Origin of the sequence: Candidatus Poriferisodalis sp. (assembly GCF_965208925.1) — a bacterium.
GTDB lineage: Bacteria > Actinomycetota > Acidimicrobiia > Acidimicrobiales > Poriferisodalaceae > Poriferisodalis.
In genome coordinates this window covers 3,335,565-3,361,896 of the sequence record NZ_OZ242364.1, presented here as the reverse complement: position 1 = coordinate 3,361,896, position 26,332 = coordinate 3,335,565, and the positions used below count along the sequence as shown (strand labels likewise).

At 67.2% G+C, this 26,332-nt stretch carries 26 protein-coding genes; 19 read left to right on the top strand and 7 right to left on the bottom strand.

Features of this window, described 5'->3' with window-relative positions:
• Positions 1-46: 46 nt before the first annotated feature.
• Complete coding sequence (locus ACOGI5_RS14870; RefSeq protein WP_419865184.1) at positions 47-1,198, bottom strand: DUF418 domain-containing protein; 1,152 nt, start codon at positions 1,196-1,198, stop codon at positions 47-49.
• 42 nt (positions 1,199-1,240) lie between these two features.
• Complete coding sequence (locus ACOGI5_RS14865) at positions 1,241-2,332, bottom strand: Zn-dependent alcohol dehydrogenase (RefSeq protein WP_419865183.1); 1,092 nt, start codon at positions 2,330-2,332, stop codon at positions 1,241-1,243.
• 158 nt (positions 2,333-2,490) lie between these two features.
• Between ACOGI5_RS14865 and ACOGI5_RS14860 the strand changes: the two genes are divergently transcribed.
• From ACOGI5_RS14860 to ACOGI5_RS14825, 8 genes are all read left to right on the top strand, one after another.
• Positions 2,491-3,879 carry a 3' terminal RNA ribose 2'-O-methyltransferase Hen1 gene (locus tag ACOGI5_RS14860; RefSeq protein ID WP_419865182.1) on the top strand — a complete coding sequence of 463 codons (1,389 nt, stop codon included), beginning with the start codon at positions 2,491-2,493 and terminating at the stop codon, positions 3,877-3,879.
• A 10-nt stretch (positions 3,880-3,889) separates the two neighbouring features.
• Positions 3,890-6,427: a polynucleotide kinase-phosphatase gene (locus tag ACOGI5_RS14855; RefSeq protein ID WP_419865181.1), complete on the top strand. Its 2,538-nt coding sequence runs from the start codon at positions 3,890-3,892 to the stop codon at positions 6,425-6,427.
• An 85-nt stretch (positions 6,428-6,512) separates the two neighbouring features.
• A complete protein-coding gene (locus tag ACOGI5_RS14850; RefSeq protein ID WP_419865180.1) occupies positions 6,513-6,779 on the top strand; it encodes a hypothetical protein in 267 nt (88 codons plus the stop codon).
• Positions 6,780-6,803: 24 nt separating this feature from the next.
• Positions 6,804-7,109: a carboxymuconolactone decarboxylase family protein gene (locus ACOGI5_RS14845; protein ID WP_419865179.1), complete on the top strand. Its 306-nt coding sequence runs from the start codon at positions 6,804-6,806 to the stop codon at positions 7,107-7,109.
• Positions 7,110-7,139: 30 nt separating this feature from the next.
• Entirely contained in the window at positions 7,140-7,991 is an 852-nt protein-coding gene (locus ACOGI5_RS14840) for an acyl-CoA thioesterase domain-containing protein (RefSeq protein ID WP_419865178.1), read from the top strand.
• Between the two features lie 21 nt (positions 7,992-8,012).
• Positions 8,013-8,864: an acyl-CoA thioesterase gene (locus ACOGI5_RS14835; RefSeq protein ID WP_419865177.1), complete on the top strand. Its 852-nt coding sequence runs from the start codon at positions 8,013-8,015 to the stop codon at positions 8,862-8,864.
• Complete coding sequence (locus tag ACOGI5_RS14830) at positions 8,861-9,739, top strand: 1,4-dihydroxy-2-naphthoate polyprenyltransferase (RefSeq protein WP_419865176.1); 879 nt, start codon at positions 8,861-8,863, stop codon at positions 9,737-9,739. Before ACOGI5_RS14835 ends, ACOGI5_RS14830 begins: the two co-directional genes overlap by 4 nt.
• Positions 9,740-9,800: 61 nt before the next feature.
• Positions 9,801-10,304, top strand: coding sequence for a YbaK/EbsC family protein (locus ACOGI5_RS14825; protein ID WP_419865175.1), 504 nt, complete (start codon positions 9,801-9,803; stop codon positions 10,302-10,304).
• Here ACOGI5_RS14825 and ACOGI5_RS14820 read toward each other — a convergent pair.
• Entirely contained in the window at positions 10,270-10,989 is a 720-nt protein-coding gene (locus ACOGI5_RS14820) for a ubiquinone/menaquinone biosynthesis methyltransferase (RefSeq protein WP_419865174.1), read from the bottom strand. The genes ACOGI5_RS14825 and ACOGI5_RS14820 overlap by 35 nt on opposite strands.
• The gene (locus tag ACOGI5_RS14815) at positions 10,986-11,429 is read right to left on the bottom strand and encodes a hypothetical protein (protein ID WP_419865173.1); all 444 of its coding nucleotides are present in this window, start codon (positions 11,427-11,429) and stop codon (positions 10,986-10,988) included. Before ACOGI5_RS14815 ends, ACOGI5_RS14820 begins: the two co-directional genes overlap by 4 nt.
• A gap of 71 nt (positions 11,430-11,500) precedes the next feature.
• Here ACOGI5_RS14815 and mshD point away from each other — a divergent pair, with 71 nt between their 5' ends.
• From mshD to ACOGI5_RS14795, 4 genes are read left to right on the top strand one after another with little or no spacing between them, the layout of a single operon-like run.
• Complete coding sequence (mshD, locus tag ACOGI5_RS14810; protein ID WP_419865172.1) at positions 11,501-12,259, top strand: mycothiol synthase; 759 nt, start codon at positions 11,501-11,503, stop codon at positions 12,257-12,259.
• Between the two features lie 14 nt (positions 12,260-12,273).
• The gene (gene rlmN, locus ACOGI5_RS14805; protein WP_419865171.1) at positions 12,274-13,350 is read left to right on the top strand and encodes a 23S rRNA (adenine(2503)-C(2))-methyltransferase RlmN; all 1,077 of its coding nucleotides are present in this window, start codon (positions 12,274-12,276) and stop codon (positions 13,348-13,350) included.
• A gap of 9 nt (positions 13,351-13,359) precedes the next feature.
• Entirely contained in the window at positions 13,360-14,001 is a 642-nt protein-coding gene (gene nth, locus ACOGI5_RS14800) for an endonuclease III (protein ID WP_419865170.1), read from the top strand.
• A gap of 54 nt (positions 14,002-14,055) precedes the next feature.
• Positions 14,056-14,973 (top strand): HpcH/HpaI aldolase/citrate lyase family protein, encoded by a 918-nt coding sequence (locus ACOGI5_RS14795; protein ID WP_419865169.1) that lies wholly within the window; start codon positions 14,056-14,058, stop codon positions 14,971-14,973.
• Positions 14,974-15,015: 42 nt separating this feature from the next.
• Here ACOGI5_RS14795 and ACOGI5_RS14790 read toward each other — a convergent pair whose 3' ends face one another.
• The 3 genes from ACOGI5_RS14790 to ACOGI5_RS14780 all read right to left on the bottom strand — a co-directional run bounded on the left by ACOGI5_RS14790 (position 15,016) and on the right by ACOGI5_RS14780 (position 19,354).
• Entirely contained in the window at positions 15,016-15,204 is a 189-nt protein-coding gene (locus tag ACOGI5_RS14790) for a hypothetical protein (protein ID WP_323673023.1), read from the bottom strand.
• 36 nt (positions 15,205-15,240) lie between these two features.
• Positions 15,241-17,157 (bottom strand): cell wall-binding repeat-containing protein, encoded by a 1,917-nt coding sequence (locus tag ACOGI5_RS14785; protein ID WP_419865168.1) that lies wholly within the window; start codon positions 17,155-17,157, stop codon positions 15,241-15,243.
• Between the two features lie 166 nt (positions 17,158-17,323).
• Positions 17,324-19,354 (bottom strand): cell wall-binding repeat-containing protein, encoded by a 2,031-nt coding sequence (locus tag ACOGI5_RS14780; protein ID WP_419865167.1) that lies wholly within the window; start codon positions 19,352-19,354, stop codon positions 17,324-17,326.
• A 99-nt stretch (positions 19,355-19,453) separates the two neighbouring features.
• Between ACOGI5_RS14780 and hisD the strand changes: the two genes are divergently transcribed.
• From hisD to ACOGI5_RS14745, 7 genes are read left to right on the top strand one after another with little or no spacing between them, the layout of a single operon-like run.
• The gene (gene hisD, locus ACOGI5_RS14775; protein ID WP_419865166.1) at positions 19,454-20,770 is read left to right on the top strand and encodes a histidinol dehydrogenase; all 1,317 of its coding nucleotides are present in this window, start codon (positions 19,454-19,456) and stop codon (positions 20,768-20,770) included.
• Positions 20,767-21,843 (top strand): histidinol-phosphate transaminase, encoded by a 1,077-nt coding sequence (gene hisC, locus ACOGI5_RS14770; RefSeq protein WP_419865165.1) that lies wholly within the window; start codon positions 20,767-20,769, stop codon positions 21,841-21,843. The genes hisD and hisC overlap by 4 nt, the downstream gene beginning before the upstream one ends.
• Positions 21,844-21,853: 10 nt before the next feature.
• Entirely contained in the window at positions 21,854-22,447 is a 594-nt protein-coding gene (gene hisB / locus ACOGI5_RS14765) for an imidazoleglycerol-phosphate dehydratase HisB (RefSeq protein WP_419865164.1), read from the top strand.
• 22 nt (positions 22,448-22,469) lie between these two features.
• A complete protein-coding gene (hisH, locus tag ACOGI5_RS14760; protein WP_419865163.1) occupies positions 22,470-23,117 on the top strand; it encodes an imidazole glycerol phosphate synthase subunit HisH in 648 nt (215 codons plus the stop codon).
• Positions 23,114-23,917 (top strand): HisA/HisF-related TIM barrel protein, encoded by an 804-nt coding sequence (locus tag ACOGI5_RS14755; protein ID WP_419865162.1) that lies wholly within the window; start codon positions 23,114-23,116, stop codon positions 23,915-23,917. Before hisH ends, ACOGI5_RS14755 begins: the two co-directional genes overlap by 4 nt.
• Positions 23,918-23,944: 27 nt before the next feature.
• Positions 23,945-24,727: an imidazole glycerol phosphate synthase subunit HisF gene (hisF, locus tag ACOGI5_RS14750; protein ID WP_419865161.1), complete on the top strand. Its 783-nt coding sequence runs from the start codon at positions 23,945-23,947 to the stop codon at positions 24,725-24,727.
• Between the two features lie 24 nt (positions 24,728-24,751).
• Positions 24,752-26,323, top strand: coding sequence for an acyl-CoA synthetase (locus ACOGI5_RS14745; protein ID WP_419865160.1), 1,572 nt, complete (start codon positions 24,752-24,754; stop codon positions 26,321-26,323).
• Positions 26,324-26,332 lie beyond the last annotated feature (9 nt).

Sequence of the window (26,332 nt, the reverse complement as noted above, 5' to 3'; positions counted from 1 at the left end):
CAATTTGATCGGTTGAAGCCCTGCCGATTTGGGCTCAAAGCGCCAGCTAGCGGGCGCGCAGTGGCTGCCAGCGGCGATAGGTGGCACAGCGCCACAGCCATTCGACCGGGCCGAAGCCGAACCGGTCCAGCCACGCCTTCGACCACCAGAGCTGCAGCACCCATACGGCCACCACGAACACCGCGATCGAAGTGCGACTCAACTCCACATCGTCCAGCAGCGCGCCGAGCACGATCAGGCCCAGTGCGGTTTGGGTGAGGTAGTTCGTGAGTGCCATGCGGCCGAGTGCACGTACGCGCCGCCGCATGCTTCCGGCACGTGCTGAGTTCGACCTGCTGCTGGCACTGCGCGCGTTCCAGAGGATGATCAGACTCAGGTAACCCAGGCAGATCGGCACAGTGGCGACGGTGTTGGGGATAGTGCCTGCGACGGCCCAATCGATGTCGAAGTCGGTTGCCGCCATGAGGGCCAAACCCGCACTTGACAGCGGCATCCCGATGCCGAGGCCCCATGCCGCCATGCGCCGGTAGAACGTCGGCGCCCGATCGCCGACGATGACGCCCGTCCGATAGAGCGCCACTCCGAGGAGCATCGCGCCGAGGGCTCTCCCGAAGTAGTCCATGAAGAACCACGTCTCTATGACGCCGTAGTAGTCGCCGTAGTGCCAGAAGTCGATGAGCACGCTGGAGAAACTGCGCAGCGACGACTGGACGAACCACGAAGCGACGGCGACAGCGGCGTAGCACGCGCTGCCCAGCCAGAAGAGAGCCTTGGGCGGCAGTCGCCGCAGCGTCAGCACGACGGGCGCGCACAGCGCATAGACGGTGAGGACGTCGCCGTCCCAGAACAGCAAGTGCACAATGCCGATGACCAGCAGCAGGGCGTTGCGCCACAAGCTCAGCAGCACGCTGCGCCGACCCTTCGCTGCAGCCCGGTCGGCGAACAGCACGATGCCCGCGCCGAACAGCATCGAGAACAGGCCGAGAAACTTCTGATCGGCGAAGATCTCCCCGCCGCCGCCGATGATCCAGTCCAGGAACGATCGCGATCCGCCGGCGTCGAGGTTGGTGTAGGCGCCCGCCGGCAGTCCGAACGCGATGGCGTTCATGGCCAGGATGCCCAAGACCGCTACGCCGCGGACGGCGTCGAGCGTCGTGTTGCGTTCCGTCCACAGCGTGACGGGGTTGTCAGCTGACACCGGTGTCCGGCGGGCTCGTGAGACCCCTAGCCCGCTGTTGGTTCAGTCGAAGGTGATGACGGTGCGGGTGGCCTCGCCGGCCTTCATCCAGCCGTAGCCCTCGTTGATCTGGTCGAGGTCGATGCGTGCCGAGATCATCTCGTCGAGCATGAGGCGCCCGTCGAGATACAGGTCGATCATCATCGGAATATCGCTGCGGAACTGGTTGGAGCCCATCATCGAACCCTGCAGCTTCTTCTCCGACAGGAAGTCGATGCCGCGCAGCTCCACCTTGGTCTTCGACGGCACCATGCCGATCACGGTGGCGGTGCCGCCGATGTCGAGCATGTTGAACGCTTGCTGCACCGTGGTGGCCAGGCCGATGGCTTCAAAGCTGTATTCCACGCCGCCTTTGGTCATGTCCTTCACCGCGGTGACCACGTCGTCCACCTCCGCGGCGTTGACGGTATCGGTGGCACCCATCTGGCGAGCGGTCTCGAGCTTCGCTTCGGTCATGTCGACGGCGATGATGCGTCCGGCGCCGGCAACCCGGGCGCCCTGCACGGCGGACAGCCCGATGCCGCCGCAGCCGATCACGCAGACCACGCTGCCCACGCCGACGCCCGCAGTGTTCACCGCGGCGCCGAAACCGGTCGTGACGCCGCATCCAATGAGGCAGGCCCGGTCGAGCGGCATGTCTGGCCGCACCTTCACCACGGCGTTCTGGTGTACGAGCATCTGCTCGCCAAAGCCGCCCAGCCGCGCCATCTGGTCGACCGAGGTGCCGTCGTCGCGGCTCAGACGGGCCTCCGCATCCCTGGCCCGAGACGTGGCCCGAATGTTCGTGCAGCGGTGCGGGTTGCCCGACAGGCAGCGGTGGCATTGGCCGCAGAAAATCGACAGGCACGCCACCACGTGGTCGCCGGGTGCCACGTAGCTCACATCGGATCCGACGGCTTCCACCACGCCGGCCGATTCGTGGCCCATCACCATCGGAAGCGGCGTCCGGAACAGGCCCTCCATGAAGTGGAGGTCGCTGTGGCACAGGCCAGCTCCCTTGGTCTGGATGAGCACCTCGTTCGGCCCTGGCGCATCGATGCGCAAGTCCTCGATCTCCAGATCGCCCGGCTGTTCGCAAAGCACAGCAGCCTTCATCTCACGCCCCCTTGCGTCGATCAGTCGTGTCCCACGACCGTATTCGCCTCCCGCTGAGACTACGCGCGCTGGCTGAACCCTGTTCGGGCCATGCGCGGCGACAGTGCACTCGATAATGCGGCGGTCCTGAGCGGCCCATCGGTTTGAATGGGGCCTTCATGCTGGTTTCGCTGACCTCGACGACGCCCGATGCCCGAGATCTGGGATTCCTGCTGCACAAGCATCCCGACCGGGTGCGGTCGGTGGATGTGGGGTTCGGGCATGCCCATGTCTTCTATCCCGAGGCGACGCCGCACAGATGCACGGCGACGACCTTCGTAGAGGTCGATCCGGTCGGACTGGCCCAGAGCCAGCGCCGGCACCGGCCCGGAGGCCTGGAGCCGTACGTGAACGACCGGCCGTATGCGGCGTCGTCGATGCTCAGCGTGGCGCTCGCTCGGCTGTTCCGCACGGCGATGAGTGGCACATGCGATGCCCGTCCCGAATTGGTCGAGCAGTCGCTGGATCTCGAAGTGGAGTTGCCGGTGGTGCCCGTGCGGGGTGGCTCCGACGTGCTCCGGCGGTTGTTCGAGCCACTCGGCTACGAGGTGGAGGCCCGGCCCATCGCGCTGGACACGCACTTCCCGTCGTGGGGCGACAGCCCGTACTTCGCTGTGCGCATGAGCGGTCGGCTCACCGTTCGGCGCGTGCTCGAACACCTCTACGTCCTGCTGCCCGTACTGGATGACCGCAAGCACTACTGGATCGGGGAGGACGAGATCGACAAGCTGCTGCGACGGGGCGGTGATTGGGTCAAGTCGCATCCCGAGACGCGAATGATCTCCCGGCGGTACCTGCGCTTTGGCGGCTATGCCCGCGAGGCGCTGTTGCGCCTGGCGGAGGTCGGCGAGGACTGCGATGCGGTGTCCGAGCATCAAGAAGGCCGTGAGCAGGCGATCGAACGCCCGCTCAAGCTGAGCGAGCAGCGGCTGGAGGCAGTCGCCGGCGCTGTGCGCGCGCTCGGAGGTGGCCGGGTAGTGGACTTGGGATGCGGTGAAGGCCGCCTGCTGGAGCGACTCGTCGCCGAGCCCGCAGTCACCGAAGTGCTGGGCATCGATGTGTCCATTGGGGCGCTGCAGCGAGCGCAGCGACGCTTGGGTCTGGACGAGTTGTCGGAGCGGCGCAGGGAGCGGATCTGGCTCCGGCAGGGAGCGCTCACCTACACGGACCAGCGCGCCCGCGGCTTCGACATCGCGACGATGGTGGAGGTGATCGAGCACGTCGACGTCGAACGGCTCGATGTGCTCGCCGAGGTCGTCTTCGGTGATGCCGCGCCGGGCGCAGTGGTGCTGACGACGCCGAACCGGGAGTACAACACGAAGTTCGAGCACCTCAGTCCAGCCGGCCTGCGGCACGGCGATCATCGCTTCGAGTGGACCCGCGACGAATTCGCGGCGTGGGCCCGAAGCGTGTCGGACCGGTTCGGCTACCGCTTTGAGCTCAGCGGCATCGGCCCATTGAATCCTGACTGCGGATCGCCGACCCAGATGGCGATCTTCCGGCGATGAGCGCAGGTCGATGAGACAGCCCCTCACCAGCATCAAGATCCCCGAACTCGGCCTCGTCGTGCTCTGCGGCGCATCGGGCTCTGGCAAGTCGACGTTTGCGCGCCGGCACTTCGGCGAGACCGAAGTCGTGTCGAGTGATCAATGCCGAGCGTTGGTGAGCGACGACGAGACCGATCAATCGGTGACTCCGGCCGCCTTCGAACTGCTCCACACGATTGTCGACAAGCGACTCGAGCTGGGGCGACTCACCGTTGTCGACGCCACCAACGTCAAGCCCGAAGACCGAAAGTCACTGGTCGAATTGGCACGCCGCAACGACGTGCTCGCAACGGCGGTCGTGTTCGACCTTCCGCTCGCGCTGTGTTTGGAACACAACGGCGAGCGCCGGGATCGCCAAACCCCGGAGCACGCAATCAGGCGCCAGCACGCGACGCTGCGCCGCACGGCCAAGCGCCTGCGCAAAGAGGGCTTCACGCGGGTGTACACCGTCGGATCGGCGTCCGAGCTGGACTCGGTCGAGATCGTCCGCACCAAGCTCTGGAACGACCGTCGGGACGATGCGGGGCCGTTTGACATCATCGGCGATGTCCATGGCTGTCACGCCGAGCTCGTGGAGCTGCTCGGCGAACTGGGCTACGACACGTCGGCCGAGCCCATCGCGCACCCCGAGGGCCGCAAGGCGGTTTTTCTGGGCGATCTCGTCGATCGCGGCCCCGCGGTGACCGAGGTACTGGATGTGGCGATGTCGATGGTCGCCGCAGGAACGGCGTTGTGCATCCTCGGCAATCATGAGAACAAGCTGCGCCGCGCCCTGGCCGGGCGCAACGTCCAGGTGTCCCATGGGCTCGCTGAATCGCTCGCACAGCTCGAGGCGCGCGACCCTGAGTTCTCCGAGCAGGTCGCCGGGTTCATCGACAGCCTGGTCAGCCACTACGTGCTCGACGGCGGCCGCCTCGTCGTCGCCCATGCAGGGCTGCCCGAGCGCTACCACGGGCGCTCGTCACGCCGCGTCCGCACGCTCGCGCTGTACGGCGACACCGACGGTGAGACCGATGAGTTCGGCCTGCCGGTGCGGTACGAGTGGGCCTCCGACTATCGCGGCGATGCCGCGGTTGTGTACGGCCACACGCCCGTGCCGGCGCCGGGTTGGATCAACAACACCATCTGCCTCGACACCGGGGCGGTGTTCGGCGGCGAGCTGACCGCGCTTCGCTGGCCGGAGCGGGAACTGGTCTCGGTCGCCGCAGCGCGTGAGCACTATGCGCCGATCCGGCCCGCTGCGAGCGATGCACCCCGGCACTCGACGCGTCACCTGAGTCTCGACGACGTCCTCGGCAAGCATCACGTCGACACCGGATTGGCGGGGCGCGTCACCATTGACGCCGAGCGTTCGAGTGCCGCTCTGGAAGTCATGAGCCGGTTCGCCACCGATCCGCGATGGCTCGTGTACCTGCCGCCGACGATGGCACCCGCTGCCGCCAGCAAGCGTGAGGACTTTCTGGAGCATCCCGATGAAGCGTTCTCGCTGTTCCGCAAGGCCGGCGTCAATGACCTCATCTGCCAGGAAAAGCACATGGGATCGCGCGCCGTGCTCATCGTCGCCCGCAACGCCGACGCAGCGCAGTCCCGTTTCGGCATCGCGAACGATGACGCAGGCGTGATCGTGACCCGCACCGGCAGACCGTTCTTCGGTGAGCCCGGTGCGGCTCGGGTACTGCTCGATCGCCTGCGGACTGCGGCTGAGGCGGCCGGCACCTGGGACCAGCTCGGTACCGACTGGCTCGTCGTGGATGCTGAGATGCTCCCGTGGTCGGCGAAATCGGCCGGGCTGGTGCAAGACCTCTACGCCGCTGCCGGAGCAGCGGGTGCCAACGTGCTCGGGGCCGCTTCGCATCTGCTGTCCGGCGCTCGAGGCCGGGGGATAGAGCTGGATGCCCTGGCGGAGCGAACCCGCAAGCGCGCCGAACACGTCGAGCACTATGTCGATGCGTACCGGCGCTATTGCTGGGAGGTCGAAGGCGCCGAAGGGGTCGAGCTGGCGCCGTTCCAACTGCTTGCCGCAGAGGGCGAGGTCTTGGCCCGTCGCCCGCATAGCTGGCATCTCGAACAGATCGACGCATGGATCTCGGCAAGTTCCGACGGACTGCGCCGGACCGATCGTCGCTCTGTCGATCTCGATTCCGATGTCTCCGTGGCTCAGGCGACGGACTGGTGGTTGTCAATGACCGAGGCCGGCGGCGAGGGAATGGTCGTCAAGCCGGCGTCATCGATCGTTCGCACCGGCGGCAACCTCGTGCTGCCAGGTGTCAAGTGCCGGGGACGCTCCTATCTGCGGCTGATCTACGGGCCGGAATACCTCGAACCGGCGAATCTCGAACGGCTTCGCGGCCGGTCGCTCGGCCGCAAGGCGTCGCTGGCACGACGCGAATTCGCGCTCGGGATCGAGGCACTCGACCGGTTTGTCGCCAACGAGCACCTGTCCAGGATCCACGAGTGCGTCTTCGGCGTGCTCGCGCTGGAGAGCGAGCCGGTCGATCCGCGGCTCTAGCCCGGTCATCTTGCGCTGCAAGCGCTGCGTACGCCGCCCTGCGGTAGCGTCGTTTCCAGCGAGCCACGGCCGTCGAGGGGGAGTCATGGCGAATCAGCACGGCTACTTGCCGAAGGTGACCGAGCTGGACGACAAGCAGCAACGTCGCTTGGACACGTGGTATGCGAAGGCCTACACCGACGACAACCTGTTCCGGACGCTGGCTGCGGACGAGACCACCATCGACCTGTTCCTCGGCTGGGTCGGAGCCGTGTACGGCGGCCATCCTGACGAGGACCCCGGTGCGCTCGACCGGCACATGATCGAGCTGTGCCGCATCCGGATGGCCAACCGGAACGAGTGCTTCCACTGAAGCCTCGTCAAGAGCGCATCGTTGGTGCGCACCGGACTGACCGATGAGGTCATCGCCCAGCTCGCCGACTACGAGGCATCGGACTTGCCCGAGTCGTGGAAGGCCGCGCTCGCCCTGTGCGATCGGCTCTCGGGCTACGAGCACAAGGGCGTCATCCCGCCCGAGCTGTACGAGCGGCTTGCGGATCACTTCAACGAGCAACAGATTCTGCGTTTGGGTGCGCTGCTTGCCTCCGCGAGCGGGTGGCACCGGATGATCGAAGCGTTCGGCATCCGGCCCGACCACTACCGGGCCGACCGGGACGCTCCCTGGGCCGCTGCTGCAGATTGACCTCGCGAGCCGTCGCCTAGCTTCGATCTGGTGAGCGAACCGGCAACGGACGTCGAGCCGCTGTCGCCGGGCGACCGGCTCGCGGACGTCGTCGACTTCTTCGGCCTGCAGGCCACCGGTGACGAGCTGCGCTGGCACCTGCCCATCTCGCCCCACGTCGCCAACTATCTCGGCGTGATGCATGGCGGCTGCGCCCTTGCTGCAGTCACCGCTGCCGCCGAGACATGGAGCGGGCGGCCGCTCGCAGCGGCTTCGGCACAGTTCATGGCCCGTGTCCCGCTCGGCGGCAGCGCTGAGGTCACCTTCGACATCGGTTCGGCCGGCAAGCGAATGACGCAGGTGCTCGCACAGGTCACCGATGCAGCCGACGGCCGTGTGCTGATGCGAGCGCTGCTGGCACTGGGCGGTCGCCGGCTCGGCATCGACCAGGACTGGGGGCAGCCGCCCGACGTCCCGGGTCCAGATGAATGGCAACGTCGAACTGTGCCGGACAACGCCGTTGCGTCGTTCAGCACCGACGCCGACATCCGGTTCGGTCCGCACAGCGCCGGCGATCGGCGGATCCTCTGCTGGGCACGGCTCGCCGGCACGCTGGCCTCCACGCGTCAGGGCCTGATAGCGCTGGCAGACACGCTCGCGACGGGGATGCACCGCAGCCTTGGCCTGAAGTGGCGTGGCGGCAGCATCGACAACACCGTGCGTATCGCTGGCGACGCCGAATGCGAGTGGGTCCTGCTTGATATCGAGACCGACGGATTCCACAACGCCGTCGGCCACGGCGTCGTGCGGATATACACGCCCGACGGCGGGTTGCTGGCCACCGGGAACCAGTCGTTCGCTGTCGCGCGGGTGTCCGGGCCGGCAGAGGGCTTCCGGACGTAGTCAGCACTAGCTTTCGGCTGCGTGAGCGCCGAAGCTGCCACGAGCGACGCTGCGCCGCAGGACCCGCACGTCGGCGAGGTGATCGAGTTCTTCGGCCTCCAGTCGACGGCCGAACAACTGCGCTGGCTGCTGCCGGTCACCTACGACGTGGCGGGCGCCACCGGCACGCTGCACGGCGGGTGCGCGCTCGCAGCCGCCGTGGCAGCCCTCGAGAGCGTCACGGGCCGGCCGATGGCCGCTGCCTCGGCCCAGTACTTGGCGCGGCTGCCGGTCGGGGGCTGTGCGGCCATCGCCCTCGACATCGGGGCCAGCGGCAACCGGATGACCCAGGCATCCGCTGAGATCACCGATGCTGCCGATGGCCGGGTCATTCTGCGTGCGCTCGTTTCCCTCGGCGGTCGGCAGCTGGGAATCGACCAGACATGGACGACCGCTCCGGACGTGCCGTCGCCGGAGTCATGCGAGCTCCGCGGCCCGACGTCGATCGAAGGCCGCTCGTTCACCGACCATGCAGACATCCGGCTCGCCGGTCAGCAGCCGGGCGAGCGCCACGTGCGGTACTGGGCGCGACTCGACGGCACACTCGCATCGACCGGGCCGGGCTTGACGGCGCTGGCCGACCTGCTGCCGAGCGGGATGCGTGTCAGCCTCGATGCCGGGTTCAGGGGGTCCAGCCTCGACAACACGGTGCGGATCTCTGGCGAGGCCGAGAGCGAGTGGGTGCTCTTGGACATCGAGTCGGACGCTGTCCACAACGCGATCGGCAACGGCATCGTTCGCATCTATGCGTCCGACGGGGGACTGCTGGCGACCGGAACCCAATCGTTCGCGATCACCCGCATCACGGGTCCGCTGGGCTCGTCGCAGCAATGACGGGTGTGCGCACGTGGCTGGCCGGAGCACGGCCTCGCACCTGGCCGGCGTCGCTGGTGCCGCCGTTCGTGGGCACGGCAGCGTCCGACGCCGCGGCTGACGGCGGCATCGTGTGGTGGCGTGCCGCCTTTGCGCTGATCGTGTCGTTGTGCATCCAGATTGCTGTCAACTACGCCAACGACTACAGCGACGGAGTGCGGGGCACCGACGTGGCCCGGGTGGGCCCGCAGCGCTTGGTGGCCTCGGGAGCGGCGTCGCCGACCGCAGTGCGGAATGCGGCGTTCGCAGCCTTCGGAGCGGCTGCCGCGTTCGGCCTCGTGGTGGCCGCGGCGGTGTCGTGGTGGCTCGTCGTGGCCGGCGGGGCCTCGATGCTCGCAGCGTGGTACTACACCGGCGGTCGGCGTCCATACGGCTACCGGGGTCTCGGCGAGCTGTTCGTGTTCATCTTCTTCGGTTTGGTGGCGACGGCCGGATCGGCGTTCGTGCAGGACGCCCGCCTCACCATGCTGGGCATCGCTGCGTCGGTCCCGGTGGGGCTGGGGTCAGTGGCACTGCTCATCTCGAACAATCTGCGCGACCTGCCGACCGACGCGCAGGCAGGCAAGCGCACGCTGGCGGTGCGGCTGGGTGATGGACCCACCCGCGCGATGTACGCAGTGGTCGTGGTGCTGATGGTGTTCTCGCCGATGTATCTGTCGCTGCTGCGGCCCTGGACGATGCTGGGGCTCGCGGCCGTCGCGTTCGCCGTCGCGCCCGTGCGCATGGTGGTCAGCGGAGCCAGCGGCGCTGCGCTGGTGACCGTGCTCGCAGCGACTGGCCGCTTGCAGATCGTCGTGGGCGCTCTGCTGACGGTCGGCTTGGCCCTCGGGCCGTGACGCCGGCGACCCCCCTGCTGCGACCCGTGGCTTTGCCCGTGCGATCCGCAAGGATGTCGCGATGAGCTCAGAGGCAATTTCGGGGGCAGTGCTGGATCATATCGCTGCGCTGGGCGTGGCGTACGAGGTGGTGGAGTGCGATCCCGATTTCGCCGACACGGCGCAATTCTGCGAGCGCTACGGCTTTTCGATGGATGCGTCGGCGAATGCCATCTGCGTGGTGGGCAAGTCGGCCGAGCGGCCGATGGCGTGCTGCGTGGTGCTGGCATCGACACGGCTCGATGTGAACGGTGTCGTGCGGCGGCGGCTGGGCACGCGCAAGGCATCCTTCGCCGATGCCGACGAGACCATTGCACGCACCGGGATGATGATCGGCGGCGTGACACCGTTCGGGCTGCCCGCTGACATCCCGGTCTGGATCGACAGCCGGGTGATGGACTGCACCGAAGTCATCGTGGGCGGCGGCTCCCGGGACTGCAAGATCCTGTGCCCGCCGGTCTCGCTCGCCGAGCTCCCCGCAGCCGAGATCGTCACCGATCTGGCCAAGACGATCTCGTTGCCGTGATAAGCTGGGCGATGCCGCCGTTCAGCAGTTTCCTGTCGACCGCGCGGAATCCGGCATCTGCGAGCTGGGCCAGCAGCACCGGCGCCTCCGGCAGGTACGCCACCGACTCGGGCAGGTAGCGGTAGGCAGCTCTGCTGGAGAGCAGGCTGCCGACCGCCGGCACAACTTTGCCGAAGTACATCTGGTGACCGGCCCGCAGCAGCGGGTTGGCCGGCTCGGAGACCTCGAGCAGTGCGATCCGGGCACCAGGCCGGAGCACCCGGGCCAGCTCCGCGAAGAACGGTTCGAGGCTCGTGAAGTTCCGCAGGGCGAAACCGCATGTCGCGCCGTCGAGCGATGCGTCGCGCACGCCGAGCCTGAGCGCATCTGAACGAACCAAGGGGGCCTGCGTAGTGGCGGCCGCGAGCATGCCTGCGGAGAAGTCGACGCCCACGGGCCGCAGGCCTGCCGATTCGAGCTCATTGCACAGGTCGCCGGTGCCGCAGGCCACGTCGATCACGGTTTCGCCGGGAGTCAGGCCGAGGGCTGCCACGGCGCAGCGACGCCAGCGAGTGTCGAGGCGGAACGTCAGCAGCCGGTTCAGCAGGTCGTAGCGAGGTGCGATCTCGTCGAACATCTCTTCGACGGCCTGGGCTTTGTCCTGCGGGCGCGGCAGCCCGGGGGCGCGCCGCCGGCGAGACTTCACGTGAACCAGACGCGGCGGTGATTGCGGCTCATCGGGTGATACAGCAGCACAAGCAGCAGCGCGTCGAACATGAGACGCATGATGATGCCCAGTTCGAAGCTCGTGCGGGCGCCCCACCACAGCGTCGCGATGGCCGCGTAGATGGCCGCGGCGGAGCACAGCCAATGGCCCCAACGACGCTCGTTTGCGGTACCGGCGCCGCCTGCGACGTACGCGCCGACGAGCAGGACGGTGACGGCCGGCGGGATGATGCTGTCTCCCAGATCAGCCGCTGTGCGATCGCTGGCGAACAGCGAGACGATTCCCTCGAAGATGTCGCGCGCCAGTTGCGAGTCGATGCGAGTTCCGAACAACAGCAGCACCGCGGAGAAATAGCAGAGCAGCACTGCGCTGAAAAGCGTTTGGGGCTGGCTGCGGTTGAGCCACCGCATCTGGTTCACCGGGCAAGTGTGGCACCTGTACCTGGACGATCCCATCCAGGAGGCCGACGGGCAGCATTAGCCTGCCCCCGGTGAGTGCCGCAGCGAGTGCCGATCCCGTGATCTCGATCGGTGCCGACCAGCATGGAACTGTCGCGGAGGCCAATGCCGCACACTGGCCGCCCGGAGCACTGGTTGCGGCATTGCGCCTGCAGCTCCGCGACGTCTCAGGGCCCATGTCGGTGTGGATCGATCACCCTGACTTCGGCGAAGCGGACCGGGGCGAGCTTGCGCCGACCGAGACTGAGCTCGGGCGAGGGCTCGCCGAGCTCGGCCTGACGTTCGAGCGCGATCTCTACCGCATGGAGCGATCCCTGCCCATGGATCAGCCCAGCGGAATCGAGACCCGTTCGTTCGTGGTCGGCCAGGACGAGCAAGCCTGGGTGGAGGTCAACAACCGTGCGTTCTCCTGGCACCGCGAGCAGGGCGGCTGGACGCTGGACCAGGTTGCCGAGCGTCAAGCCGAGCCGTGGTTCGACGCCGAGGGCTTTCGTGTGTACGACATCGACGGCCATATCGCCGCCTACTGCTGGACCAAGGTGCACGCCGGCGAAGACCCGCCGGTCGGAGAGGTGTACGTCATCGCGGTGGATCCGCGTTACCACGGCCGCGGTCTCGGCCGGGCGCTGACGCTGGCCGGCTACGAGCATCTCGCCGATGCAGGCCTGAGGAGAGCGATGCTCTACGTCGACGCCGACAACACCCCCGCCGTCACGCTGTACCTCGACCTCGGCTTGGAGGTGGCTGTCGTGCGGCGGCTGTTCACCGGCACCGGTCCGCTGGCGTCGTAGCGGGCGGAACGGCCGTGACAACCCCCGGCGCCGATCCCTCGCTCTGTGATCTGGGTCGGGCAGAGCTGGGGGAACTGCTCGACGGCGAGCCCGCCTACCGGCTGGACCAAGTGTGGGAGGGCCTGTACCGGCAGCGCCGCACGCTCGCTGAACTCACCAACGTTCCCAAGAGCCTGCGCCAGGCCATCGGCGAGTTGCTGCCGCCCGCGCTGACGCTCGTCCGCACGCAGTCGGCGGACCGGGGCACCACCACCAAGCACCTGTGGTCGCTGCGTGACGGCCACCTGGTGGAGTCGGTGCTGATGCGCTACCGGAACCGGACGACGCTGTGCATCAGCAGCCAGGCCGGCTGCGCGATGGCGTGCAGTTTCTGTGCGACAGGCCAGGTGGGCTTCGACCGCAACCTGAGTGTGGGCGAGATTGTCGAGCAAGTGCTGGGCACGCTGCGGGAGGCAGGCTCAGACGAACGAGCCGTCAATGTCGTATTCATGGGCATGGGCGAGCCGCTCGCCAACTACGAGGCAGTGTGGGCAGCGGTGGAGCGGTTTCAGGGCGACATGGGCATCGGCGCCAGACACATCACCGTGTCGACCGTCGGTGTCATTCCCGGCATTGCGCGCCTTGCGGCGGAGGCATTGCCGGTCAACCTGGCGGTGTCGCTGCATGCCGCCAATGACCGTCTGCGCAACCGCATAGCGCCCATCAATCGCACGTATCCGTTGCGCGACCTGGCGCGCTCGCTGGCCGACTATCGCCGCGCCAAGCGACGGCGCATCAGTTTCGAGTGGGCGATGATCGGCGGCATCAACGACACCGACCGTGATGCGGCCGAGCTTGCGGCGTACGCACGGCCGCTGGCAGCCCATGTCAACCTCATTCCGCTGAATCCCACCCCGGGATACGGCCACCAGCCCTCGCCGGCCGGGCGAATTGAGCAGTTCGCCGCCGAGCTGTCGTCCCATGGCGTGAACGCCACCGTGCGCCAGAATCGCGGCACGTCGATCGATGCCGCATGCGGCCAGCTGCGCGCCGACAAGCTCGTTGCGGTTCGCAAGGGCGGTCGCGGCGCACGCTCGCAGGCAGAGCGCTAGACACTCGCCATGGCCAAGCCGCGATCGCCCAAGGGGCGCGCCCAGCGAACTCATGAGCGACTCAAGGATGAGTACGAGGCCGTCTGCGAGTTGGACCATCGCAACCCGTTCGAGCTGCTGGTGGCGACGATCCTGTCTGCACAGTGCACCGATGCCCGTGTCAATGCCACGGTTCCGGCAGTGTTCGCGAAGTATCCCGACGCCGAAGCACTGGCGTCCGCCGATCTCGACGACCTCGAAGAACTGGTGCATCCCACCGGTTTCTTCCGCAGCAAGGCGCGCAACCTGCAGGGAATGGCCCGCCGGCTGCTGGCCGACTACGGCGGCGAGGTACCGACCGGCTTGGCTGACTTGGTGAAGCTGCCGGGAGTCGGCCGCAAGACCGCCAACGTCATTCGCTCGGTGGCGTTCGATTTGCCGGGGCTGCCGGTGGACACCCATGTCGGCCGCTTGGTACGGCGTCTCGGTATCACTGCCGAGGAGGATCCGGTCAAGGTGGAGCTGGCCTTGAATCCGATGATCCCCCAGTACGAGCGGGGCGACTTCAGCTTGCGGCTGATCTTGCACGGCAGGCGCGTCTGCTCGTCTCGCAAGCCTGCGTGCGATGACTGCGTGCTCAACGACTTCTGCCCGAGTGCCTTTGCGGCCTGACGCGGCACCGACGCTGGCTGCGATGTGAGCTTGAAACCGAGGAGATTTGACCGAATGACTGAGCCTGCGAATCCCGGCAGCGGCACGGTGCGCAGGTCGTCGCACTTTGTGCCCGGTGCGAATGAACGCATGCTGGAGAAGTCGATCGCGACCGATGCCGACAGCCTCGTGCTGGATCTCGAGGACGCTGTCACCCCCGACAACAAGGACAGTGCCCGCGCCACGGTTGCGGGCTGGCTCGCCGATGTCGACTTCGGCGCCAAGGAGCGGGTGGTGCGCATCAATCCGCTCGACAGCCCGTGGTGCGCCGCCGACATCGCCGAGACGATGGTCTCGGCGCCCGACGCCTACCTGGTGCCGAAGGTGAACAATGCAGCAGAGGTCGTCGAGCTGGACAGCATGATCGCCCGCTGGGAGGCCGAGCACGGCCACCCGCCCGGCGGCGTGATGCTGCTGGTGCTGGGTACCGAGACGCCGCAGGGGTTGCTGAACATCGGCGAACTGGCCCGCCACGACAGGGTGGATGCGCTGAGCTGGGGTGCAGAGGATCTCTCCGCGGCCATGGGTTCGAAGGCCAACCGGGACGCTGCTGGCGCTTACCTGCCGGTCTTCGAGTACGCCCGGGTGATGTGCCTGGTGGGGGCCACGGCGTGGGGCAAGCAGCCGCTCGACACAGTGTTCGTGGACTTCCGGGACAACGAGGGGTTGGCCGCCGAGTGCGCGACGTCAGCCGCGATGGGCTTCACCGGCAAGATCACCATCCATCCTGCTCAGATCGACATCGTCAACGCCGCGTTCACGCCGAGCGATGCCGAGATGGCCGACGCTCGCGAGCTGCTCGAAGCGTTTGCCGAGGCTGAGGCCGCCGGTCTCATGGCATTCGCCCACAAGGGCCAGATGGTGGACGTTCCGCACCTCACCCGGGCCCGCAAGATCGTCGCTACCGCCGGGGCGATTGCGGCGCGGTCCTGACCGCATCGCGGGTTCCGCCTGCAACGGCCACAGACCCGACGCTCAGCGCAGGGCTTCGGTGGCTTGGGCCAAGCGGCGGCGAGCCATGCGCAATGAGCGCTCCACCTCGTAGAGCTCCACGCCGACATCCTCGTGCGGCGTGCCCATCAGCTCATCGGCAGCTTGCGCCACGCGGTTGCCCAATTCGCCCACAGCCGTCTCGATCGACGATAGCTCCGCAGCACTGATCACCCGCGGCACGCTAGCGATGCAGGTTCCCTTCGGGCTTCACGCCGGCGGGATTCGTGCCACGACGAGCGGCCGCTGCGGAACAACCTTGCCATCGTGGAGGTGGTAGGCGATGAAACGGCCGTCGGGCGACCATTGCGGCGCACCGAGGTCAAAGGCCTGGAAGATGTTGCCCGTATAGCGGACCACGGTCGTGACCTCATCGGTCTCGAGATTGAGCACCTTGATGGAGCTCTCGTATTGACCGCCCCCCAATGAGACTTTGCTGACCATCAGTGCGATCCGGCAGCCATCGGGTGACCATGCGTACTCGCCGAACTTGATGCGGCTCAGAGTGACCGCCCAAACCGGCATCCAATCGGATCCATCGTCGCGCACCGTCGCAACGCCTCCGCCGTCCTTGATGGAGATGCGTTCGCCGTCATGGGTCCAATAGTGGGCCTGCCCGAAGAATGCTCGAGACTCCAGATTGACTTCATTGGTGCCGTCGGCATCGATGATCGCGAGGTGTCGTTTGGCGAAGAATTCCTCTGGCTCTTGCCACAGGTCGATCCGCCGGAACAAGATCCGTCGGCCGTCTGGAGACCACCGTGGTGCATAGTCCTGCGAGATCGAATGGGTGAGTTGGACTTCGCCAGTTCCATCAGAGTTGATGACGTGGAGGTGGGCAACCACCTCCCGGTACAGCTCCTGACCAGTGAAGCGGGCAAACGCAATGCGCGTGCCGTCAGGCGACCACGCCGGGGACGAACCGCGCGTGAGCTTGACTCGATTGCCGCCGTCGACATCTGCTGTCCAGATCTCCCGGTTGTGCTCGTAGGCGAAGCGACGGCAATCGGGTGACCAAACAGGAAGGATCGCATCGATATCGTCGATGACCGTCTTGGGTTCGCCGCCGACGTCGAGGTCGCACTCAACGCCAGTGGTGGTTCCGCTGGCGAGATAGTTGTCGATGGCGGTGCCCGAGACCGCTGCGTTGCCGCCGAAGACATGCACAGCCAGCTTGTCGCCAGTGAACGCGCCAATTTCGGTGCGTGCCTGGTGGAGGTACTCGGCGGTTGCTGCGGGGATCCGGTCGGGATCTGCAAGCAGCAGGGGGGTGCACAGGCGGGCCAGCAGCGGGGCGGCGCTGAATGAGTCGAATGGCACTCGGGCGCGCGCGAGGCCGACACGGCGGTCCGTGAAGCATGTGGGGTCGTAGCGACGGATGATGAGCTCGGCGGCTTCCGTGGCGGTGTCGTACCGGGTAGCCCCTGCCACTCGCGTGACCTTGAGGCCCATCGCCGACAACGCATCCTCTACGTCTTGGTGAAGCGCTCCGGGACCCCCCATCAGCACGACGTGCTCGATATCCGCGCTCGTGAGGTAGCTCGCCACGCCTCCGTGAAGGTTCGCTCGAGGATTGAGCAGAATGGGATGGGAGCCGCGTGCAGCAAATGCGCCAGCGACCAATGCGTCCGCGAACACCTCGCCGTTGGCGATCACGGCGGTGCGCCCGAGGGTCCCCATGCTTCCAGGCTGGCCAATTCTCCGGGCGGCGACGATCCCAGTTGCGTACTGATCGGCTCGTGTGACCCGTTCGGTGCTGATGCCAAGCGATTCGAGTGCTGCGACGACTGTCGGACCAACGCCATCGGTGTCGCTGTCGGCGCCGACAACAACTGCATTGGAGACACCCGCGCTCTTCAGGAAGCCGGACGCATCGGCGCGCAACTCGCCGGACGGAGTCGCCAATACCGGCGCGCTGAGTGCCCCGGCTATCGGTGCAGCCACCACTGCGTCGGTCCAGCTGTCGCCTGGAACGATCACAACCCAGTCGAGGCGTCCTCCCGCGTTCGCGGCAACCGCCTGAGCAACCCGCAGCGAAGTTGCGTAGCGGTCCGCGCCTCCGTAGCGAATGACATCGATCTCGGACAGGTTCGTCACTGCTCCCAACGGTGAGACCGGAAGCAGCACTGCGGCGAGGGTCGCAGCGACGATGGTTGCGATTGCGGTGCCCCACGCCCGACCTGACCTCCCGCGAGCGCGCCGACCGGCGCTCAGTCCACGGCACCGCGGCACAAGTCGGCGCCAGCCAAATCGAGTCGGTCGGTCCAGCGCGATGGCTGCATCCTCGGGGGCCTCAGAATTCGGGAGTGGGGACCACATACGTCCGTGCCTCGCTGCCATTTCGATTGTTGAGTTCGTAGATGATGCTGCGGCCGTCGGGCGACCATTGCGGTCGACGGATGATGTTGAGCCTGAGGCGCGTGACGCTGCTTTCGAGTGGACTGATGTAACGGACCACCTCGACAGTCTTGGCGGCGTCGAGGGTGGTGATGCGCAGCGATCGATCGAATCGCTTGCCCGCGCGATACGTCTCGTCGGTCACGAACTCCCCCACGGTGTACGTGAGCGCGTCGCTGGCGGGTGACCAAGAGTGTCCGTTGGGCGAGTAGTCCCGCGCGATCTCGCGCTGGTTGCGTCCTTCGATGTCCATGACCCAGAGGCTCTGATTGTTGTCATAGGCAATCCACTTCCCGTCTGGCGACCACGCAGGAAAGTGATCTGCCGCAGCGCCGCGAGTGAGCGCTCGCACATCACTGCCGTCGGCGTTCATCACGGCGATGTACACGTCGTCGTAATTCTGGTATCGATGTTTGTTCCAGAGGTGCTCTCGTGAGAACGCGATGCGCTTGCCGTCCGGGGACCAGCTTGGCGTTCTGTCGCTGAAGTCTCCGGAGGTGAGCTGTTGCTCATCCGAACCATCGGCGTTCACAACGAAGATGTGGGTGACAGGATCGCCGTTCACGAGTCGACCGGCGTAGCGCTCGAACGCGAACCTGGTGCCGTCAGGTGACCAGGCTGGCGAAGCGACGCCGCGTGTCGGCAGCTGCACGGGATTGGCGCCATTGGGGCCTGCGACAAAGAAGCCCCATACGTGCCGCTCCGTCCCACCGACGTAGGCAATTCGGCCACAATCCGATGACCAAGCGGTGTGCTGTGAATAGACGTTCTCCAGCAGCGGAGCTGGTTCAGTGCCGAGTTCCGCGACACATGGTTGCTGCGGCCACCGCCGGCCACCCTCAGTCCCGAGCGGGTCAGCGCGATAGTTGTTGATGGCGAAGCTGGAGACTGCGGCACTGCCGCCAAATACATGCAAATTCACACTCTTGCCTGTGGCGGCAGTCGGGAGACCACGGGCGCGATTGAGCATGGCAGCAGTTGACCGGGGAATGGCGTGAGGATCTGCGAGCAGCAATGGTGCGCAGAGGCGGCCGAGTAGAGGTGCGGCGCTGAAGGAGTCGAACGGCACCCGGGCGCGAGCGACGCCGAAGCGCCCTGCCGTGAAACACGAGTTTCCGTACTTGCCCACGACAAGCTCGGCAGCGGCAATCGCCGTGTCGTATCGAGTTGTGCCAGAGAGCCTGGTCACCCTGATGTCGAGCGACTTGATGGCATCCTCAACGTGGACGTGGAGCGCGGCGCCGCCGCCCATGAGCACGACGTGCTCGATCTGGGCGCGGTTCAGATAGTCGGCGACGCCCGGATGCAGGCGGCTCGGCGGGGTCAGCAGCACCGGGTGCAGGCCGCGGGCTGCGAACGCACCGGCAACCAGTGCGTCCGCGAACACCGTGCCACTGGCCACGATGGCCGTACGGCCCAGCGCACCCATGTCCCCCGGTGTGCCGAGTCGATTGGCGACAGCAATGCTGGTCGCGTATTGGTCGGATCGCGAGACGCGTTCAACGCGAATGTCGAGTCCCTCAAGCGCAGCGACTACGCCAGGACCAACTCCGTGGGTATCGCTCTCGGCGCCCACGATCAACGCATTCGACACTTCGGTGCGCTTGAGGAAAGCGTCCGCGTCTGAGCGCAATTCGTCCGAAGGAGTGGTCAGCACTGGGGCGTTGAGCAACCCGGCCAATGGCGCTGCGACCACTGCGTCGGTCCAGCTGCGACCCGAAACCAGCACCACCCACTCGAGTGAGCCTCCTGCATCGGCTGCCACGGCCTCGCCGATGAGGAGCGATGTCGCGTACCGATCGGCACCTCCGTAGCGAGACACGTGAACGTCTTCGCTGCCCGCCGCGGCCGTCGCAGCGGAGAGCGGCACCGCTAGGCCACCGATGACGGCAAGCAGCACCGCAGAGACGCGCAGGAACCGTTGCATTGCCAAACCGTGGTCCGTCGTGGCTTCGCTGTAGCGACGGTGTGCAGGTGACTCGAATTCACAGCAGTGGTGATCAGGGGTGAAGGTACCCTCGGCGCCGTGCTGGAGCGGTTGGACCTGCGGGGCCTCGGCGATGAGTCGGGCGATGATCTTGCCAGTCTCTTGCCGCGCCCGCAGCCGGGTGACGCGGTGTCGCAGGACGCCGTCCTCCAGCTGATTGCCCAGGTCAAAATGGACGGCGACGCGGCTGTTCGGGCGCTCACGGCTCGCTTCGATGGCGTCGATATCGCCGACACGCTCGTGCCGGTCTCGGAACTTTCAGAAGCGTGGGAGCGCCTGTCACTTGGCCTGCGCTCGGCGATGGAGACCGCCCACCGGCGCATTCTGGAGTTTCACCGAGCCGAAGCCGCATCGGGTCACACGTACGAGCGCGACGGCGTCACTGTGCGGTCGGTCAGCCAGCCAGTCGACCGGGCGGGCGTGTATGTGCCTGGTGGCTTGGCTGCCTACCCGTCCACCGTGCTGATGACCGTGCTGGTTGCTCGCGCCGCTGGGGTGGACGACATCGTGCTGTGCTCGCCACCCGGACCCGACGGCGGCCTGCCTGCGACCGTGCTCGCGGCGGCGCACCTGTGCGGTGTGACCGAAGTTCACAGGGTGGGCGGTGTGCAGGCAGTTGCGGCGCTCGCTTATGGGACGGAATCGATTCGGCCAGCCGATGTTGTGGCCGGGCCCGGAAATGCCTGGGTCGCCACCGCCAAGCAGCTTGTGGCCGGCGATGTGGGCGTTGCTGCTGCGTTCGCGGGACCGTCGGAGATCGTTGTCATTGCTGACGCAAGCTGCCCGCCGGCAGCCGCAGCGACTGACGTCGTCTTGCAGGCCGAGCATGGCCCCGGCGGGCGCGCCTGGCTTGTCACTTGGGATCCCGGTTGCGCCGATGCCGTCTGCGAAGCCATCAGCCAGATCGTCGAGCTCTCGCCCCGCCGCGAGGAGACGCTGGCCACGCTGGAGGCCGACGGGTTCGTGTGTCTCGTGGACGGGCCGGCGCAGGCTGCCCTCGTCGCCAACTTCGTTGCGCCCGAGCACCTCCAGCTCATGTGTGAGGGCGCCGAAGAGCTCGTGGGCAGCATCCGCCATGCGGGCGCTGTGTTCATCGGGCCGTGGGCACCAGCATCAGTCGGCGACTACGTCGCGGGGCCCTCGCACGTGCTTCCCACTGCCGGCACGGCACGTTTCGCCGGAGCGCTCACCACCGACGATTTCGCCAAGCGCATGCACATTGTCGACGTGAGCGAAGCCGGCTTCGACCAGCTTGCGCCGGCGGTGGCCGAGCTGGCCGAGGCCGAAGGCCTGTGGGCGCACGCTGCCTCGGTGTCGCGCCGCAAGGAGTGGGCCGCATCGGGGGTACGGCCATGAAGCCGGCAGTGCGGGACGACCTGCGCCTGCTCGACGGCTACCACTCGCCGCAGATCGACGTGGAAGTGCGCCTCAACACCAACGAGGCGCCGGTCGGGCCGCCGCCGGAGTTTGCCGAGGCGCTCGCCGCCGAGCTGCGCAGCGTTGACTGGCATCGTTACCCCGACCGCACGGCCGCCGCGCTGCGAGCCGACCTGGCGGCGCTGCACGGCACCGGTCCTGACCGGATCTTCGTGGCCAACGGGTCCAACGAGGTGCTGCAAACGCTGTGCCTGACCTATGGGGGAGCGGGCCGCAGCGTCGCCACCTTCGAGCCCACCTATGCGATGTACGGCCAGATCGCACGCAGCACCCAATGCGCTGTCGTCGAAAGCGAGCGCCATGCCGATGGCAGCGTCAGCGTGTACGAGCTCGAGCGAGTCATCGAGCGGCACCAGCCGTCGATCGTGTTCCTGTGCTCGCCCAACAATCCCACCGGCACGCCCGAGCGGCTCGAGGTGCTCGAACGGGCGCTGGAGATCGCCTCGGGCCTCGTCGTGGTCGACGAGGCCTACGGGCAGTTCGCCGACTGGAGCGCCATCGACCTGTGCGACGCCGCCGGCGGACCCGGCAACCTCGTCGTCACGCGCACCTACTCCAAGACGTGGGCGATGGCCGGAGCACGCCTGGGCTACGCGGTCGTCCCCGCCGGCATGACCGCCGAGTTCGAGAAGGTGGTGCTGCCGTACCACGTGGACGCCTTCAAGCAGATTGCCGGACGGGTGGCGCTGCGGTTCGCCGACCAGATGGAACAGCGCGTGGCAGCCATCGTCTCGGAGCGTCAGCGAATCGAGCATTCGCTGACGCGACTGGGCCTCGACGTCTGGCCCTCGCAGTCCAACTTCATCCTCTTTCGCACCACGCCCAGCGGGCACGGCGGCGACGATGTGTGGCAGGCGCTCGTGGATCGCTCGGTGCTGGTGAGAAACTGCTCGGGCTGGCCCCGGCTGGCCGACTGCCTGCGGGTCACGGTGGGAACGCCGCCCGAGAACGATCGCTTTCTCGAGGCGCTGTCGGAAGTTGTCTCGCGATAATGAGGTTCCCATGACTGCTCGTACTGCAACTGTGCAGCGCAACACCAAAGAGACCCAGATCGACCTGACGCTGAGCCTGGACGGCAGCGGTCAGACCGACATCTCCACCGGGCTGCCGTTCTTCGACCACATGCTCGCCCAGCTCGCCAAGCACGCCCGCTTCGACCTGCAACTGCGTACGGTCGGCGACCTGGAGATCGACGCCCACCACACCGTGGAGGACACCGGCATCGCGCTCGGTGAGGCGATGCGACAGGCCTGGGGCGACAAGGCCGGGGTGCGCCGTTTCGCCTCCTACGTGGTGCCGCTCGACGAGGCCGCGGTCGAGGTCGTGCTGGATCTGTCCGGCCGGCCATTCCTGCACTACGACATCGAGCCGCCCGGCGAGAAGATCCTGGGCGACCCGCCCTTCGACCCGCAGCTCTGCGAGGAGTTCTGGCGCGGCCTGGTCATGTCGGCCGGCATCACCCTGCACCTGGTGATGCTGCGCGGCCGCAACACCCACCACATCATCGAGGCCAGCTTCAAGGGCGCAGCGCGGGCCTTCTACGACGCCATCCGCGTCGCCGACGACGTGCTGCCCTCCACCAAAGGCGTCCTGTGACCGACGCACTGACGGGCCGTCGGTGACCGGCAACAGCGCCCCGCCGCTGATCGCGGTACTCGATTACGGCATCGGCAACCTGCGCTCGGCTCAGAAGGCGCTCGAACGGGTGGGCGCCGATGCTCACCTGACTGCCGATGCCGGCCTCATCGGCGACGCCGACGGGGTGGTGCTGCCCGGCGTCGGACACTTCGGGACCTGCATGGCGCAGCTGCGCGCTACGGGCTTGGAGCAGCCGGCGCTTGCGGCCATCGAGAGCGGGCGCCCGTTCCTGGGCATCTGCGTGGGCATGCAGATGCTGTTCGAGGCCTCCGAGGAGGCATCTGGCGTGAAGGGCCTCGGCGTGATGCCCGGCACCGTGCGGCTCCTGCCCGACGGCGTGGTGCGACCGCAGATGCAGTGGAACCGCCTCGATGTGCGCCGACCCGAGTGCCCGTTGTTGGCCGGGCTGACCGGCGGCGCCTGGATGTACTTCGTCCACAGCTACGCGCCCGACACCGACGACGGCTTCGTGGTTGCGACATGCGACTACCCCACGCCGATCACCGCCGTCACCGAGCGCGGCCGGGTGTGGGCCACCCAGTTCCACCCTGAGAAATCCGGCGATGCCGGCAAGCGGCTGGCACAGAACTTTCTTGCCGCAGTGAGGGCCGACCGGTGCCGCCGGTGAGCTTCGACCTGTATCCCGCCATCGACCTGCGCGGCGGGCGCTGCGTGCGCCTGCTGCAGGGTGACTACGACCGTGAGGTGCGCTACGACGCCAACCCGGTGGAAGTTGCGCACGAGTTCGCAGAGGCGGGCACCCGCTGGATCCACATGGTCGATCTCGACGCTGCCCGCACTGGTGAGCCGCAGCCGCAGAACCGGGCCGTGATCCGGTCTGTGGTGGCCGCCGTGGGAGACGTCGGCGTCCGCGTGCAGGTAGGAGGAGGCGTGCGCAGCCGCGCGAACGCCGCAGAGCTGTTCGACGCGGGAGTCGCTCGATGCGTGGTCGGCACGGCCGCGGTCGAGAATCCGGACCTCGTTGGGGAACTGACCTCCGCCGGTCACAGTGTCGCGGTCGGTCTCGATGTGCGGGGAACCGAGGTGGCCACCCGCGGCTGGGAACATCAGAGTGGGGTCAGCCTCGGCGATGCCCTCGCCCGACTCGCCGGCAGCGGCGCCGAAGCGGTGATCGTGACGCAGATCGCCCACGACGGCATGGGCGGCGGCAGCGACCTGGCCGGGCTGCGGGACGTGCTGGATGCGCCTCAGCGGCCCCTGGCGATGTCGGTGATCGCCAGCGGTGGGGTGGGCTGCCTGGCCGACATCGCCGACCTGCGAGACCTGCGCTCACCGCATGGGCACACGCTCGCCGGGGCCATCGTGGGCAAGGCACTCCACGACGGCGCGATCTCGCCCGTCGCTGCGGTGGTGGTGGCGCGCGGCAGCGCCGCAGTGGATGCTCCCGACCCCGGGCCAGCCCAGTGACGGAGGCATCCAGATGAGGTCGCCCAGATGAAGACCGTGCGGGTCATCCCGTGCCTCGACGTCGACGACGGCCGGGTCGTCAAGGGGGTCAACTTCGTCGGACTGCGCGATGCCGGCGATCCCGTCGAACTGGCGGCTGCGTACGACCGCCAAGGTGCCGACGAGATCGTCTTCTACGACATCACGGCCTCCGCGCACGACCGCGGCACGATCATCGAGCTGGCCCGTCACACCGCCGAAGAGGTCTTCGTCCCGTTCACGATCGGCGGGGGCATCCGCTCGGTCGACGACGCCCGGGCACTGCTGCGCGCAGGGGCCGACAAGGTGTCGGTGAACTCGGCGGCAGTCGTGCGACCCGAGCTGGTGAGCGAGATTGCCGATGAGTTCGGCAGCCAGTGCGTCGTGGTTTCTGTGGACGCCAAGGCCAACGATGTCGGCGGCGGCGAGACCACGTCGTGGAACGTCTATGTCAAGGGCGGCAGGGAGAACACCGGCATCGACGCGCTCGGCTGGGTGGGCCGGGTGGCTGAGCTCGGCGCCGGCGAGATCGTGCTGAATTCCATGGATGCCGACGGCACCAAGACCGGCTTCGATCTCCAGCTCACCCGGGCCGTCGTCGACGCGGTGGGGATTCCCGTCGTGGCCAGCGGCGGCGTGGGCACGCTGAAGCACCTGGTGGACGGCGCCCTCGTCGCCAACGCCGACGCTGTGCTCGCGGCCTCGATCTTCCATTTCGGCGAGCACACGATCGCCGACGCCAAGCAGGCGCTCATGGACGCAGGAGTAGCCGTCCGGCCCCCGTCCGCATGAGGGGCACCCGCTAGCTTCCTCGCCATGAGCTACCCCGGCGCGCATGCAGCGAACCATCCCGACCGTCCAGCAGTGATCATGGCCCGCGACGGCCAGACCCGGACGTTCGGCGAGCTCGAAGCGCGCAGCTGCCAGTTCGCCCAGCTCATGTGGGCCGCCGGCTTGCGCCGCGGTGACCACGTGGCGATCTTCGCCGACAACAACATCGGCTATTTCGACGCCTACTGGGCCGCAATGCGCAGCGGCCTCTACTTCACCACGGTCAACCGGTATCTGACCGCAGAGGAAGCCGCCTACATCGTGAACGACTGCGGCGCACGGGTGCTGGTTGCCTCGCCGGCTGTCGCCGAAGCGGCAACGGAGATGCTGCCGCTCATCGGCGACTGCGACGTGCGGCTCATGCTGGGCGAGGCCACTGCCAGTCATGATGTTGCCGGGTTCGACTCCTTCGACGATGCAATTGCGGCCTATCCCGCGGAACCGCTCGACGAACAGCCCAGGGGAGCACCCATGCTCTACAGCTCGGGCACGACCGGACGCCCGAAGGGCATCATGCGGCCGCTCGACGGCACGTCGATCACCGACCCGGATCTTGTCGGCGTCGGGATGATCGCGGGCATCTTCGGCATCGGGGAGGGCAGCATGTACCTGTCGCCCGCGCCGCTGTACCACTCGGCGCCGCTGGCGTTCACCACCGGCACCCAGTCGATGGGCGGCACTGCGGTGGTGATGGACCGGTTCGACGCCGCGGAGTCGCTGGCGTACATCGAGCAGTACGGCATCACGCACAGCCAGTGGGTGCCCACCATGTTCAGCCGCATGCTGAAGCTGCCCGAGGAGGCCCGAGCGGCGCACGACCTGTCCAGCCATCAGGTCGCCGTGCATGCGGCGGCACCGTGCCCGGTCGAGGTGAAGCAACAGATGATCGACTGGTGGGGGCCGATCCTGCACGAGTACTACGCGGGCACCGAGCTGAACGGCTTCTGCTACGTGACCTCGGGTGAATGGCTCGAGCGCCCGGGCACTGTCGGCAAGCCGCTCATCGGGGTCATCCACATCTGCGACGACGAGGGCAACGAGCTGCCGACCGGCGAGTCGGGGACCATCTACTTCGAGCGTGAGGTCCCGGCATTCGAGTACCACAACGACCCGGCCAAGACTGCCGAGTCTCGCCACGACCGGCACGAGCTGTGGTCGACGCTGGGCGATGTGGGCCGTGTCGACGAGGACGGCTACCTGTTCCTGACCGACCGCAAGGCGTTCATGATCATCTCGGGCGGAGTCAACATCTACCCCCAGGAGATCGAAGACCGTCTCGTGATGCATCCCAAGGTGGGCGATGTCGCCGTGTTCGGCGTGCCCAACGAGGATTTCGGCGAGGAGGTGAAGGCGGTGGTCGAGCCGGTGGCCGGCGTCGAGGCAGACGACGCCCTGGCAACCGAGCTGCTGGCGTATGCCCGGGAGCATCTGGCCAACTACAAGGTGCCCCGCTCCCTCGACTTCCGGGACGAACTGCCCCGCCTTCCCACCGGCAAGCTCTACAAGCGCGTCCTGCGCGACGAATACTGGAGCGAGCGCAGCTCAAGCATCGTGTGACCGCGCTGG